Source organism: Klebsiella indica, assembly GCF_005860775.1.
Classification (GTDB): domain Bacteria; phylum Pseudomonadota; class Gammaproteobacteria; order Enterobacterales; family Enterobacteriaceae; genus Klebsiella; species Klebsiella indica.
Genome location: NZ_VCHQ01000043.1, coordinates 1 through 13,720, shown reverse-complemented (window position 1 = coordinate 13,720; position 13,720 = coordinate 1). Strand labels below are relative to the sequence as shown.

Below are 13,720 nucleotides of genomic sequence, written 5' to 3'. Positions count from 1 at the left end.
GGCCCATACGCAGGAACCAGCGGTAGGCCACGTTGACCTGGATTTCTTTGACCAGGCGACGCTCAGAGGGGATACCGAAGAGGTAGCCCAGCAGCATCATCTTAATCAGGCGGACGGGGTCAATGGCGGGCCTGCCATTATCGGGGCAGTAGAGATGAGCCACAGCATCGCGAATAAATTCAAAGTCGATGACGGCATCGATTTTGCGGACCAGATGGTCCCCGGGAACGAGTTCGTCGAGGGTGATGGTTTCAAACTGGTACTGCTGTGGGGAGGGTTCTCTGAGCATGGCGGTCAGTCCGTTTATTGCACTGACCTTATTAGATCAAAGTCCTGACTTTTCAGCCAGGACTTTGTCAGCAGTCTGACGTACCAGGTACGGGCTCTTTTTTGTATATCGCACACGCCGGGGGGGATGAGAAGCCCCGACCGGGGGTCGACAACTGGCGCACACCCGCAGCTTGATGGAGATGAAAGGGAAAGCGTGGACCATATTCATGTGCCAGACCACGGGTCAGACACGCGGTTATTTTGACGTGTTGCTCGCCAGGCTCACCCCAGCGGTCCCGCCTGGCGAGCAACATTTTCCAGGTAGATCTGGCGCAAGCGCCGTGTCAGCGGACCGGGCCTCCCGTCACCAATAAGCTGGCCATCTACACTGATCACCGGCCAGACGAATGTCGTGGCAGAACTAATAAACACTTCTCGCGCCTCGCGTGCTTCCTCCGGAGTGAACAGTCGTTCCTCCAGATGGATATCGTGCTGCGCCGCCAGTTGTAATAGCGCATGGCGCGTAATACCGTGCAGAATATCATGGCTCCGCGGACGGGTTACCACAACATTATCCGCCGTAACGATATAACAGTTACAGGAACTGCCTTCAGTAATAAACCCGTTTTCCACCAAAAAAGCATCATCGGCACCCTGGGCATGCGCCATTGCTTTTGCCAGGCACGGGGCCAGCAATTGCACAGTTTTAATGTCCCGCCTGTGCCAGCGGATATCCGGGCAGGTGATCACCCGGATACCGGTTTCTGCCATCGGGTGATTTACCACTGCTCGCGCCTGAGTAAACAGCACCAGGGTGGATGCAATATCCTTTTCCGGGAAATTGAAGTCCCGATCACCGGCGTTCCCCCGGCTCAATTGCAGATAAATTCCCCCTTCCCGCAGTCTGTTACGTGTAATGAGTTCATCATGTATAGCGCGTAACTCTGCATCGCTAACTGGCAAAGTTAACTCCAGCTCCTGACAGGAACGATGCAGACGCGCCAGATGCCCATCAAACTCAATGACCTGTCCGTTCACCACTGCTGTCACTTCATAAACGGCATCGGCAAATAAAAAACCACGGTCAAAAACAGAAACTTTTGCGTCCTCGGCAGGCAAATACTGCCCATTGACATAGACGGTACGTGACATGTTGTTCTCCTGATAAACGGCCGGATAACTGCGTCAGCCCCACAATGTACTCTCTGGCGGATAGCACTCACGGTTTCGTAACGTAAATCTGATTCACGATCCTGGGCCAACAGCCACGGAGCATCGCGATCCTCCATTGCCGGATTATGCAGCGACTGTAAGTTCCCTTACTCATCCGCTAACTGGTCGACAATAGCACCCACCCCCTGACGGAAGGGGTCGATAACCGGTAAATCATACTGTTTTGCCAGTTGCTTCATCAGTGTGAAGGCGGCGTCTTCGCTCAGTGCGGCAGTATTTACCGAGATACCAACAAACCGGGCTTTGGGGTTAGTCAGTTGCGCTGTTTTCAGACTCAAGGCCATGCAATCACCCAGTTCAGGAATCGGATAATCCACGCCGCGCATCGTACGGCGAGTGGGTTCGTGACACAGCACCAGCGCATCGGGTTGCGCCCCGTGAATGAGTCCTGTCGTCACTCCAGCGAAGGACGGGTGGAATAACGACCCCTGTCCTTCAATAACATCCCAGTGATCCGCCTCGTTATCCGGGGTCAGCGTTTCCACTGCGCCGGAGACAAAATCCGATACGACGGCATCGATGCTCACTCCCGCGCCACTGATCAAAATCCCGGTCTGGCCGGTGGCGCGGAAGGTTGCTTTGCCACCGCGCGCCAGGATCTCCCGTTCAATCGCCAACGCGGTATACATTTTACCGCAGGAGCAATCAGTGCCCACCGGTAGCAAGCGTTTACCACTGCGTTTGCGGCCGTTCGCCACGGGGTATTGTTGTTCCGGGTGGCGCACATCGAACAGTTTGCGCCCAAGACGCGCCGCCAACGCGTTCAGTTCCGGTACATCAGCCAGTTTGTTATGCAGCCCGGCAGCCAGATCCATACCGCTCTGCAGCGCGGCGCTTAATACAGATATCCACTGGCTGGAAATAATCCCGCCACGGTTCGCGACACCCACCACCAGGGTTTTTGCTCCCGCCGCTTTCGCTACGGCAATATCCATATCCACTAAATGGCAATCTGCATGACAATTCTCCATGCGAAACTGACCGACGCAATATTCCGGATGCCATTGTTTAATCCCCTCAGCAACTTTTGCCGCCAGTTGATCATGGGCATCGCCTAAAAAAAGTAAATACGGCTTTTTAATTTCCATTATTTATCCCCCACAGGATAATGAAAAGTAAATAAAATAACTCAGATTTAACAATCTGCAGGATTAAAGACTCACTTTGACTACTATCGAGAATATCAGCAGTTTTTTTGTTGTCAATAAAGTTAAAATAAGGCGATATTAACCAATTAATAATTGAAATTGCAGTTTTTTGCACTAAGGAAAAGCCATTTAATTCTTATAAAAATGATATTACTCTTTAAATAATACGTTACGCCTGCGCCTCTCCGAAAAAAAATCAAAAAAATTTACCCCACCAAACATAATTGGTGTGCCAGACCTTATCCTGCCAGGAACACACTATTCATAATATAATTTCTCATACCTGGCTCAGTGATGCCTCAATAAAGTGCAGTCATGCACCGCAGCCCCAAAATAGTGCAAAGCATCCCTGTTTATGGTCTGCCCGGTAATGATGGCAAAAAGAGCGATAACGAATACGACATACATTCAGGCACAACGGTTGCTTAATAATTTTAGATCGATGATTACATTTCGTGATAAGAAGAATGAATGATAAACATCTTATTTATTGTTAAATTATATTTTCATTTATTCCCTCCCTGAAATGTTAATAATTTATTATAATCAGAACCATTTATGATACGTGTTTTTAACACCAAAAGTTCATGCCCACATCCCTGCCGATCGCCTGTGCTGACGTGGCACTTATCTGTGAACCTAATGACAAAGTCATTTTGCCGCCAGTAAAACACTCCGGCACTGGAACTGGAGTGCGTACAACACAAGAACGGGAGACGTACTGGCCTACACCTTTGGGATAAAAATAAAGAACCACGAATACCCACAGAAAACTATTTTCTCAAAGATGAAATAAGCAATAAAAATAACCATAATTATTTGCGACAAGAGATTTGAAAAATACTTTTCTTATTTTTACACCCATAAAAACCTCAACCCACTGCTTTAAAAACCCGGAAGTAACTGCTAATTAAAAGGGTTAACACTTTCGCTATTTTTGAGGAAAATCATCCTGAAAAACACAAATCAGATATTACACCCCTGAAACGTCTTAGCTTGTTGAAGTGGTTATTATTTCAAGTCTGCCCGTACATTACTCCCCTCATTCATTTCATCTGACGATGGTTAACATTACTAGCGAATAAGACGCAAATCCAGACTATTTACGTCTGACTGTTTACTTTCCTTTACTCCACCAGAATCAGAGAAAATAAAGAAACGATGCAGGCCTAAAGCCTGGATAATCATGGCACAACCCCACCTTCACAGGCAGAAGAGCGGCCTTGATCCTGCCGCGAATATACTCATCGCAGGTAATGTCACAAAGGCGCTCAAATTCAGCTTTTTTGTTGATTAGTGGTGAATATGTTTATATCGGTTGGCGCGACTCTCTGCCGTGGGAAAATCAGGTATTTTTAATACTCTCCGATATACACAGCCCGAACAATTTCTTAAATGCCCTTTTTCCACTGGAAGTAACGCGCACTTCCCTAAACCCTTTAGCCCTGTTTAACCAGCCTTTCTGCTCACAACAGGCAAAAAAAGCGGCACCGGCCTCTCCGCCAAGATGGAATCGCCGTTCACTCCAGTCAAGGCAGGCGCAGCATTCTTTACGCCGAGTTTTTGGGTTCAGTTTAACGCCCAACTGTCGGAACCGTTCATGTCCTGCTAACGTCAGTGAAGCGCCATCGGCAGTTACCCAACCTTCAGAAACCATACAATCATAAAGATTAACCGCGATTTCCCCGGCTAAATGGTCATAACATGTTCGGGAAATACGTAATGAGGACGGTGTACTTATTTTCGCTATCGATTCTGAGCGCCATGATACACCCATCATATGCTCAAGCAGCCTGGCGATATGCGTCCCCGCCAGCTGGTAGTATCGATGACGCCCCTGAGAAAGACAGATAATCAGTTTCTCGCTGACAAGCCGGGATAAATGAGAGCTGGCTGTTGACGCTGCAATATCGGCTACAACACTTAACTCAGTAGCCGTCCATGCGCGTCCATCCATCAAGGCACAGAGCATTTTTACACGAGATGGGTCTGATATGGCAGCCGCTAAAGCTGCCATTGAATATTCCAGAGCATCGCTACTGTCAATGCAGTCCGTACGTCTTAATACCTTACTCATGCATTACAGCCCATTTTTCTGTCACTTTACTGGCAACCATATCATTATCTGTCACAAGGATCAGTTGGTTTGCATGGTCGCTGTATTGGCATAATATATTAATACCATTCTCAGCCAGCACTGCCGCTATCTCTCCCAATTCACCGGGGCGTTTTTGCTTAAGTTTTCGGATCACATGTCGGCGTACTCGCTCAACCTGAAAACCTCGTTCTTCGAGCACAATTTTCGCATCATCACCGTTTTCGACAAGAAAATGAGCATGCCCCTTGCCAGCGATAGTAAAAACACCACCGCCTTCAAGACCAATACCATTTTGTCCCAGTACCGTTCCCAATGCGGCCAGTTCACCGACGTTATTATTTAAAACAACATGAATATCAAACATTTTTTCTTCCTGTGGTTTCGGATGAGTAGTCTCTAATCACATGTGCAATACGGATACGATAAAGAGAAAAAATAGAACGACGGCCTTCCACCTGCGCCGCTTTATGCAAAATGTTTTGTTTCCAAAGTAACACTGACTCTTCGTCTCGCCACCATGACAACGAAAGGATCTTTCCTGATGTTGTCATGCTCTGGAAGCGTTCTATAGAGATAAAACCATCAATATCTGCCAGCAGTGGTTTTAATTCCGCAGCCAACTGGAGATAACGCGCTTGTTGCGTGGCAACAACATCGGCTTCAAAAAGCACCGCGATCATATTCCTGTCCTCAACATATTTGGTGGAATATGACTGTACCGTTTTCAGCACAGTACACTTCGATGGCGGACGAAATATGAGTGTCATCACGGATAAGAACAAATAAGTGTCAAGAACGCGGGCACTTCGGCATAAAATGAAAAGACCAGAGCACATGATGGAAAAGGTTGCGGCATATGCTGTCCACGAGTTATACAAAATCTCTGCCGAGAGTGAAAAACGCACGGCCTGATTCACAGCATTAACATTTCTATTCCATAACTCTAAGCCCGTTGTGTTCATTGCTTAACCGAACGATACAGAAAAAATAAATACTGCTTGACCGTTTTAGCGCAACTCCCTATAGTAGCGCCCCGTTGCCGCCTAAGGTGAGCAGCAGAAAAAATATGGTGAGGTGTCCGAGTGGCTGAAGGAGCACGCCTGGAAAGTGTGTATACGGCAACGTATCGGGGGTTCGAATCCCCCCCTCACCGCCATCTTTAAAGAAGAGCGCGTACGCAAGTACGGGCTTTTTTTTTGTATATCGCACACTCAGGGGGGATGAGAAGCCCCGACCGGGGGTCGACAACTGGCGCAGCCAGTTGGACAGATGACGAGCCCGCGAGGAATCTGCCCGCAGGGAGCTGATCCCCCACTCAATCCACTATCCTCCTGCATCTCCACCATGCTACTTTTATATACCCATATAAAAGATGGACAGAAGAATGAGCACCATCGCAGTTGTTGTTCTGACTTACCATAAACCGCTTAATGAAGTGGATGCACTGCTGGCTGAGCATGTGGCATGGCTTAAGAAAGGTTATTCGGCGGGGATATTTCTCGCATCAGGGCGCAAAATTCCTCGCTCAGGTGGTGTGATTCTGGCTAAAGGCGATGACCTGGATTTGTTGCATAACTGGCTGAGACAGGATCCATTTCAGCAATCGGGCATCGCTAACGTCGAAATCATCCCTTTCGAAGCCACGATGACCGCCCCCTCTCTGCAAAATTTACTTTAGCCCCATATAAACAAAGCCCGGTCATCCCGGGCTTTGCAGGTTAAATATGAATCAGTAATAGGCCTGAAGCGCACGCTGACAAAGGGTTGATCGCACGCAATCGTCCGCCGTAAAGCGCACAATGCCCACCATCTCATCTTCCTCAAAACGCGCCAGCGCATCGGCAAGGCCCGACCTCACCCCAGATGGCAAATCGCACTGGGTAATGTCGCCGTTGACGATAACCGTCACGTTTTCCCCGAGGCGAGTCAAAAACATCTTCATTTGCGCAGCGGTCACGTTCTGAGCCTCATCCAGAATCACCACCGCATTCTCAAATGTTCGCCCGCGCATATAAGCAAACGGTGCGATTTCTACCTTGCCAATTTCCGGGCGCAGGCAGTACTGCATAAAGGAAGCCCCCAACCGCCTCACCAGTACGTCATAAACGGGTCGAAAATAGGGGGCGAACTTCTCGGCGATATCTCCCGGTAAGAAGCCGAGATCTTCGTCGGCCTGCAGCACGGGACGGGTAACAATAATTCTGTCCACATCCTTATGAATCAGGGCCTCAGCTGCTTTTGCCGCACTGATCCAGGTCTTCCCGCACCCGGCCTCGCCTGTCGCGAAAATCAGCTGTTTACTGTCGATGGCATTCAAATAATGCGCCTGAGCGTCATTGCGTGCTTCAATTGGCGATGCATCGCGGCTGTCCCGCGCCATACCAATTGCTTCTACGCCACTCATTTGCACAAGCGATGTGACCGATTCTTCTTCGCGTTGTTTATGGCTTCGCGAATCCTGTCTCAGCACACGTTTGGCCTCACGACGAGCTCTGGTCACTGCTTTTTGTCTTCCCATGGATAGCACCTTGCGTTGTTGGTTTACATCACACGCGTCAATATCGACGCGATTATGCGCACGAACGATTGAGGTTTGGCTTCCTTGTAAGCCATTGCTTGCATGACGAATTGACAGAGGGTTATGGCTACGCGCACCGATAACCTTGTCGGTGTATGGATTTTCTGTTGTGTATGGGGATGGGGATAGATTTGAGGGGCAGTAATCACGGTCGGAAATGCGACCCCCGTGCTGATAAGTACGGTATGAAGCTTGACGTTTTCCGTTACAGCAATCGGGCATTCGCGATCTCCATGGTGAAACGACATCACTGCCGGGAACTACCGCGTCTGTAATAAGTACATCAAAAATAATTCTCAATGCAACTTATTTCTTACAGATAGACAACAAATAATTCTCATCGCAGCGGAAGAGAGTTTCCGACAATTAGATTACAGAAAAATTAAACAAGGCAGGAAATACAAAAAATGAATGGAAAAACAGCAGAAAACGCCCTGCCCTTACGGGCAGGACCGTCAGGCTTCGAGCAGTGATTGCCCCAGATAGTGCTGATTGTCGATAACTCCCGGCAGCACAAAGAAATAACCACCGCCAATCGGCTTCACATACTCTTCCAGAGGCTCTCCGTTAAGCCGCTTCTGCACCGTCAGAAACCCTTTTTCCAGATCGTGTTGATAGCAAACAAAAAGCAGCCCCATATCCAGTTGCCCGGCAGGGGTCACTCCCAGCGAATAGCTATAACCCCGTCGCATCATCAGGCTGGACGCGGTCTCCGGCGTGCGCGGGTTTGCCAGCCGAATGTGGCTATCAAGCGGAATGATATCACCGTCGGGATCTTTACTGTAATCCGGTACATCGTGTTCCTGCTGCATGCCAAGCGGAGCGCCAGTTTGTTTATCACGGCCGAAAATTGTTTGCTGCTCTTTTAACGGCGTGCGATCCCAGAACTCAACGTGAAACTGAATAATCCGCGCCGCCTGATAGCTACCGCCCGTCGCCCACGCCGGCTCGCCCTGGTCCTCGGTGACCCACACCACTTTATCCATTAACGCATTATCCGTGCTCTGCGGATTCGCGGTACCGTCTTTAAAACCCAGCAAATTAACCGGCGTCTCTTTGCCTCTGCTTCGCGCGGCGCTATCGGAGATAAAGCCTTCCCGCTTCCAGCGAACGCTGAGCAGATCCGGAGTATGCTTGATCACATCGCGCAGGGCATGAATCACCGTATCCTGCGTATTGGCACAAATCTGCAACAATAGATCGCCGTGGCAGAGCGCTGCATCAAGGGCATCGTTAGGAAAGCCCGTCATCTTTTGCAGCTTTTTCGGCGCATGACTGGCTAACCCGAAGCGCGCATCAAAGAGTGAATGGCCAACCGATACGGTCATCGTCAGATTATCCGGCGCGATCCACGGCCCCAGAATCCCCGAATCCATGGGCGGCAGGCGGGGATTCGGCGTCTGTGGCGCAGGCCCGCCTTTGGTCAGAAAGGCGATGCGCTGGGTCAGTAAGCGAAACAGTCGCTCCAGATCCGCTTTATCGCTGGCGAGCACATCAAACGCCACAATCATCATCGAGGCCTGCTGTGGCGTGAGCACGCCAGCCTGATGCGGTCCGTAAAACGGCTGAGTTTCCATACGGGCATTGGGTGACAACGTTCCCGGCGAGCTATTGTCTTTTGCCGCATGCGCTACCGGGCAACCGCCGGTGATGGCCAGCGCGCCGCCAAGCGCGCCGATCCCTTTTAATAACCGCCGGCGTGACGGTTCATTCAGATCATCTTTTTGCTCTGTCATCGACTTAGTCCAGACCGAGGATCCCACGCAACTGAGCCAGCTCTTCCGCCAGAGTGGTGATCGGCCCTTTCAACGCCGTACGATCCGCGTCCGTCAGCTTATCGTAGGTCTCAAAGCCCTCTTTCGTGCGATATTTACTCAGGATAACATCCACTTTTTTGAAGTTGGCATCCACTTTCTCCAGCAGCGAACTGTTATCTTTTTGCAACTGCGGACGCAGCAGATTAACGATTTTTTGTGCGCCATCAATGTTGGCCTGGAAATCCCACAGGTCGGTGTGGCTGTAACGGTCTTCTTCGCCGCTAATTTTGCTGGCCGCCACTTCTTCAATCAAATCCGCCGCGCCGCCAACCACTTTTGAAGGCGGGAATGCCAGTTCGCTGATGCGTTTTTGCAGATCGAGAACGTCTGCATTCAGTTGATCGGCATATTTATCCATTCCTTTAACGCTGTTATCGCTAAACAGCGCTTTTTCCAGTCGATGGAAGCCAGTGAATTTCGGGTCTTCCGCTTTTTTCTCGTAATCATCCTCGCGGGCATCAATATTGCTGTCGAGGTCAGAGAACAGCTCGGCAATCGGTTCGATGCGCTCATAATGCTGGCGCGTCGGCGCATACAGCGCTTTTGCCTTCGCGATATCGCCGGCTTTCACCGCATCGGTAAACGCTTTTGTCCCACTAACCAGTTCAGCGGTCTCTGCGGTAACGTAGGCTTTATACGCGGTAATGGCTCCGCCCAGGCTAAGTAACGCATCCGCTTTAGCCGCGTCTTTGGTCGCTTCGCCGGTTACCGTTAGTTTACCTTTGGGATTCGTCAGCAGGCCGCAGGTCATGTCATATTCGCCCGGCTGCAGATTCGCCGTCAGCTTTTGCGTAAAGCCGGGAGCAATATTCTCGCGCTCTTCCACCACCATCACCCCTTTCAGTATTTCCCACTCCTGGGCTTTCTGGCTGTGGTTTTGAATGATGAACTGCGTTTTACCCGCTTTCACAGTAACGTTCATCGGTTCACACTGTTTGTCGGTGACGGTAACTTTTACCTGCGGAATATCGGCAGCCTGAGCGTAAAAAGCAGAACTGAACAGCGCAGCAACGGTAAGCTGCAGCGCATTGCGACGAAAATGATTCATCATGACCGTTCCTTTCGATAAGTATGTTGTAACTATATAAATCCGCGATGCCCGACTAAGCGACACGTGATGCGGTGGTTTTATTGCCCGACGGCAGAATGAACAGCACCAGCGCCGGGATCAGATAGATAAAGTAGACCGCCACTTCGCTGATGGTCGGCGTTTCCTGATAGCCAAAAATCCCTTCCAGCAGAGTACCAAACAGCGTGTGTGTCGAAATAACGTTGCTCAGATCGAAGGCAACGTCCTGGAAATAGTTCCATAATCCCGCTTCATGGAATGCGCGGATGGCGCCTGCGGCCAGGCCGGCGGCCACCAGCAAAATAAACAGGCTGGTCCACTTGAAAAAGAGACCGAGATTCATGCGGATGCCGCCCCAGTAGAGCAGGAATCCCAATACAATTGCCATCGCCAGGCCCAGCATCGCGCCGACAGGCGGCCAGATCCCCACATCCTGCTGAAACGCCGCCAGCAGGAAAAACACCGATTCCAGCCCTTCGCGTGCAACGGCGAAAAACACCATCATCACCAGCGCCCAGCCGTGGTTATTCCCGCGCTGAAGCGCATTGTCGACCGCCTCTTCAAGCTGTTGTTTCACGTTGCGCGACACTTTCCGCATCCAGAACACCATCCAGGTCAGGATGCACACCGCCACTACCGCCACGATGCCTTCAAACAGCTCCTGTTGACGCTGTGGAAATTCGCCGGTCGTTTCGTTGATAAAAATTCCCAGCCCCAGACACAGCGCCGCCGCGAGAAACACCCCAACCCACATTACGCCAATCCAGTTACCACGCTGTGTGCGTTTGAGATAGCTGGCAATCAGGCTGACAATCAGCGCAGCCTCCAGACCTTCACGTAACATGATGAGAAATGGGACAAACATGCCTACATCCTTAAGTGTGTATTACCGTCAGCAGATGCAAAGATAAGTAAATATTTATGATAGTGATTATCATTACAAAAACCAGAAACACAAGCAAAATGTGTACAAAATGATGATGATTTGTAAATTACCCGCTAGCAAATAATGACTTGCAGGATCATCACGCTGTCGCGGAGACCCGCAGCCGGATAAAGGAATTTTTTGCGCCAGATATTTACCCCGCCTGCAGGCTGTGGCTAAATGTCCGCCTTATTTACCTTCGAAATGAACAACATGACTCAATTCTTGCACTTCCTGCTGGCGCTGGTGGTGATCCTTGCCCTCGCCTGGCTCGCCAGTTACGACCGTAAAAAAATCCGCATTCGCTATGTTATCCAGTTAATTGTTATAGAAATTGCGCTGGCTTTCTTTTTTCTTCATGCCGAAAGCGGCCTGTGGCTAGTGAGAAATATCGCCACTTTCTTTGAATCTCTGCTTCATTTTGCCGCAGAAGGGACCAACTTTGTATTTGGCGGCATGAGTGAAAAAGGCCTGGCGTTTATTTTCCTCGGCGTGCTTTGCCCAATTGTGTTTATCTCAGCGCTGATTGGTATTCTTCAGCACTGGCGTGTTCTGCCAATTTTCATTCGCCTGATTGGTACCCTGCTGTCGAAAATTAACGGTATGGGCAAACTGGAATCCTTTAACGCGGTCAGCTCGCTGATCCTCGGACAATCAGAAAACTTCATTGCCTATAAAGGCGTCCTTGGCGACCTCTCATCACGCCGTCTGTTTACCATGTCGGCCACCGCAATGTCGACCGTTTCCTTGTCGATTGTCGGCGCCTATATGAGTATGCTTGATGCGAAATATGTCGTTGCGGCGCTGATTCTGAATATGTTCAGCACCTTTATTGTGCTGTCGATAATTAACCCCACTCGCCCTGGCAGTGAGGAAGAGATAAAACTGGAAAAACTGCATGAATCCCAGAGTTTCTTTGAAATGCTCGGCGAATATATTCTTGCTGGTTTTAAAGTGGCGATGATTATTCTGGCGATGCTGATTGGCTTTATTGCCTTAATTAGCGCGATTAATGCCTTGTTCGCCACCCTGTTTGGCCTGAGCTTCCAGCAGCTCCTTGGCTACGTTTTTTATCCGCTGGCGTGGCTGATTGGGATTCCGCTAAGCGATGCGCTTAACGCAGGCGCTATTATGGCAACCAAACTGGTCGCCAATGAGTTTGTCGCCATGATTGAACTACAAAAAATCGCCGCCAGCATGACACCGCGCGGACTGGGTATTTTGTCGGTCTTCCTGGTCTCTTTCGCCAACTTCGCCTCTATCGGCATTATTGCCGGCGCGATCAAAGGACTGAATGAGCAACAAGGGAATATCGTTTCCCGCTTTGGCTTGCGTCTGGTGTATGGCGCAACGCTGGTCAGCCTGCTCTCTGCCAGCTTCGCGGGGCTGGTGCTGTAACCGCAAGTCCCGGTTTCCCCGGTCAACGCGACCGGGGGATCTGGCGACCACATCGCCCATGCCCGGTCAGCGCGGGCCGCTAGCGGGCGATATTACAAAGGCGTCCCCCTAAAAGTGAACGCAGACCGGTTGATCGACACGCATCACTGACTCCTGCGCAAAGCGTGATTTATAGATCGTGCGTAACGCCTCAATCCCCTCCTCACTCTTATCCTCTTTGCCATGAATCAACATCAGCGCCCTGCTCTGCTCGCGCGCAACGGCGCCGTCATGGCCCAGCCACTGACCGCGGGCATCAAATACCGTCAGACCATCGCGAAAACGCGGCGTCACGTCGCGGTCAACGAACTGCTGCCACTCCTGGGCAGTGATATCTTTCCCTGCCGGACGGCTTAAACCGAAATAAAGCGTCGTCTGAATCATGCTGTTCTCCGCCGGGCAAGCGCTGGTATCCGCTATCGACGAGGTTTTCGCGGCAGGTGCCACGCAGCCGCTTAAAATCCCTGCCAAAACCAGTGCCATCGCACCTTGTCTGAAATTCATTTTGCTATCCTCATTGTTATTCGAGCTGAGATATCAGCGTATTTTCAAAGAATTAGCAAGAGGCTGAGATAAAACAAAGCCCGCATAACGCGCAATGCCGTTCACTTAAGCAAATCATCGGTGTTGTCTTTTGTTTTATTTGCCTGTGGCAATCGCATTATCGGTGGTTATGGCGAAAATGGCATTTTTCGTTTTCGCCCATTCAGATTCCGTGGTCTGTTCCGTTCACGATAAATTCGCGGATATTCGTTATATCCACAGCGTGTGAACGGGCAGGGGGACGTTTCGCCCGTCCCCCTGCACCCCCGGCATTGCGCTGAAAACCTGCCGCTGCGCGGTCCGCTCCACTCCGGCTTCATCTGGCGGACCGGGCGGGACTCGACGCTACTCGTCCCATCCCTGGGACTCGCCCTTCCAGGGCCAGCGCAAGCGCTGTTCAAAATTGCTCCCGGCAATTTTGTCCCTGTCTCGACCCGCCCTCTGGCCGCCGTCCTGGCGGCCAGTCCTGGATGCGCGCCTGCGTTCCCGCCAGGTTTCCTTGATGCGCCCAACCCCCATGCGGTGAGTCCGTTATTCGTCAGTGGCTTTTCAGAGGCTGAAAATTATAAAAAGGTTATATCCTTTATATTTCAGCCCGTATC

At 50.5% G+C, this 13,720-nt stretch carries 13 protein-coding genes, 1 tRNA gene and 1 pseudogene; 4 read left to right on the top strand and 11 right to left on the bottom strand.

Annotated elements, in window-relative coordinates; translation table 11 throughout:
• From FE839_RS23930 to dgcN, 3 genes are all read right to left on the bottom strand, one after another.
• The coding region (locus FE839_RS23930; protein ID WP_138363220.1) for a transposase at positions 1-289 on the bottom strand (289 nt) is incomplete at its 3' end.
• A 263-nt stretch (positions 290-552) separates the two neighbouring features.
• Positions 553-1,422, bottom strand: coding sequence for a D-amino-acid transaminase (locus FE839_RS23925; RefSeq protein WP_138363219.1), 870 nt, complete (start codon positions 1,420-1,422; stop codon positions 553-555).
• A gap of 167 nt (positions 1,423-1,589) precedes the next feature.
• Complete coding sequence (gene dgcN / locus FE839_RS23920) at positions 1,590-2,591, bottom strand: N-acetyltransferase DgcN (protein WP_138363218.1); 1,002 nt, start codon at positions 2,589-2,591, stop codon at positions 1,590-1,592.
• A 653-nt stretch (positions 2,592-3,244) separates the two neighbouring features.
• Between dgcN and FE839_RS24985 the strand changes: the two are divergent.
• Positions 3,245-3,390 (top strand): annotated as a pseudogene (locus tag FE839_RS24985) (IS1 family transposase); the annotation flags it as partial.
• A 606-nt stretch (positions 3,391-3,996) separates the two neighbouring features.
• Here the strand turns inward: FE839_RS24985 and FE839_RS23910 are convergent.
• The 3 genes from FE839_RS23910 to FE839_RS23900 are packed head-to-tail and all read right to left on the bottom strand — an operon-like array spanning position 3,997 to position 5,429.
• Complete coding sequence (locus tag FE839_RS23910) at positions 3,997-4,668, bottom strand: ArsR/SmtB family transcription factor (RefSeq protein WP_241675676.1); 672 nt, start codon at positions 4,666-4,668, stop codon at positions 3,997-3,999.
• Positions 4,669-4,720: 52 nt separating this feature from the next.
• Entirely contained in the window at positions 4,721-5,113 is a 393-nt protein-coding gene (locus FE839_RS23905) for an amino acid-binding protein (protein WP_138363216.1), read from the bottom strand.
• Positions 5,106-5,429, bottom strand: a complete 324-nt coding sequence (locus FE839_RS23900) for an antibiotic biosynthesis monooxygenase family protein (protein ID WP_138363215.1) — start codon at positions 5,427-5,429, stop codon at positions 5,106-5,108. The genes FE839_RS23905 and FE839_RS23900 overlap by 8 nt, the downstream gene beginning before the upstream one ends.
• Before the next feature lie 388 nt (positions 5,430-5,817).
• On the opposite strand from FE839_RS23900, the gene FE839_RS23895 reads away from it, so the two are divergent.
• A tRNA-Ser gene (locus FE839_RS23895) sits at positions 5,818-5,905 on the top strand.
• A gap of 228 nt (positions 5,906-6,133) precedes the next feature.
• Positions 6,134-6,427: a YciI family protein gene (locus tag FE839_RS23890; protein ID WP_138363214.1), complete on the top strand. Its 294-nt coding sequence runs from the start codon at positions 6,134-6,136 to the stop codon at positions 6,425-6,427.
• 51 nt (positions 6,428-6,478) lie between these two features.
• On the opposite strand, the gene phoH is transcribed toward FE839_RS23890, so the two are convergent.
• From phoH to efeU, 4 genes are all read right to left on the bottom strand, one after another.
• Positions 6,479-7,267 carry a phosphate starvation-inducible protein PhoH gene (gene phoH / locus FE839_RS23885; RefSeq protein ID WP_171034958.1) on the bottom strand — a complete coding sequence of 263 codons (789 nt, stop codon included), beginning with the start codon at positions 7,265-7,267 and terminating at the stop codon, positions 6,479-6,481.
• 515 nt (positions 7,268-7,782) lie between these two features.
• Positions 7,783-9,063 (bottom strand): iron uptake transporter deferrochelatase/peroxidase subunit, encoded by a 1,281-nt coding sequence (gene efeB, locus FE839_RS23880; protein WP_138363212.1) that lies wholly within the window; start codon positions 9,061-9,063, stop codon positions 7,783-7,785.
• A 4-nt stretch (positions 9,064-9,067) separates the two neighbouring features.
• Positions 9,068-10,195, bottom strand: coding sequence for an iron uptake system protein EfeO (gene efeO, locus FE839_RS23875; RefSeq protein WP_138363211.1), 1,128 nt, complete (start codon positions 10,193-10,195; stop codon positions 9,068-9,070).
• Between the two features lie 52 nt (positions 10,196-10,247).
• Positions 10,248-11,078, bottom strand: a complete 831-nt coding sequence (efeU, locus tag FE839_RS23870) for an iron uptake transporter permease EfeU (RefSeq protein ID WP_138363210.1) — start codon at positions 11,076-11,078, stop codon at positions 10,248-10,250.
• Between the two features lie 273 nt (positions 11,079-11,351).
• Between efeU and FE839_RS23865 the strand changes: the two genes are divergently transcribed.
• Positions 11,352-12,536, top strand: a complete 1,185-nt coding sequence (locus FE839_RS23865) for a NupC/NupG family nucleoside CNT transporter (RefSeq protein ID WP_138363209.1) — start codon at positions 11,352-11,354, stop codon at positions 12,534-12,536.
• Between the two features lie 108 nt (positions 12,537-12,644).
• Here FE839_RS23865 and FE839_RS23860 read toward each other — a convergent pair whose 3' ends face one another.
• Entirely contained in the window at positions 12,645-13,079 is a 435-nt protein-coding gene (locus FE839_RS23860; protein WP_138363208.1) for a DUF3574 domain-containing protein, read from the bottom strand.
• Between the last annotated feature and the right edge of the window lie 641 nt (positions 13,080-13,720).

Bases quoted from the DNA above. Each gene is read 5' to 3' on its own strand.
- FE839_RS23905 (WP_138363216.1), bottom strand. From the start codon at position 5,113: ATGTTTGATATTCATGTTGTTTTAAATAATAACGTCGGTGAACTGGCC.
- efeU (WP_138363210.1), bottom strand. From the start codon at position 11,078: ATGTTTGTCCCATTTCTCATCATGTTACGTGAAGGTCTGGAGGCTGCG.
- efeO (WP_138363211.1), bottom strand. From the start codon at position 10,195: ATGATGAATCATTTTCGTCGCAATGCGCTGCAGCTTACCGTTGCTGCG.
- efeB (WP_138363212.1), bottom strand. From the start codon at position 9,063: ATGACAGAGCAAAAAGATGATCTGAATGAACCGTCACGCCGGCGGTTA.
- dgcN (WP_138363218.1), bottom strand. From the start codon at position 2,591: ATGGAAATTAAAAAGCCGTATTTACTTTTTTTAGGCGATGCCCATGAT.
- FE839_RS23900 (WP_138363215.1), bottom strand. From the start codon at position 5,429: ATGATCGCGGTGCTTTTTGAAGCCGATGTTGTTGCCACGCAACAAGCG.
- FE839_RS23910 (WP_241675676.1), bottom strand. From the start codon at position 4,668: ATGGCAGCTTTAGCGGCTGCCATATCAGACCCATCTCGTGTAAAAATG.
- FE839_RS23860 (WP_138363208.1), bottom strand. From the start codon at position 13,079: ATGAATTTCAGACAAGGTGCGATGGCACTGGTTTTGGCAGGGATTTTA.
- FE839_RS23925 (WP_138363219.1), bottom strand. From the start codon at position 1,422: ATGTCACGTACCGTCTATGTCAATGGGCAGTATTTGCCTGCCGAGGAC.
- phoH (WP_171034958.1), bottom strand. From the start codon at position 7,267: ATGGGAAGACAAAAAGCAGTGACCAGAGCTCGTCGTGAGGCCAAACGT.
- FE839_RS23865 (WP_138363209.1), top strand. From the start codon at position 11,352: ATGACTCAATTCTTGCACTTCCTGCTGGCGCTGGTGGTGATCCTTGCC.
- FE839_RS23890 (WP_138363214.1), top strand. From the start codon at position 6,134: ATGAGCACCATCGCAGTTGTTGTTCTGACTTACCATAAACCGCTTAAT.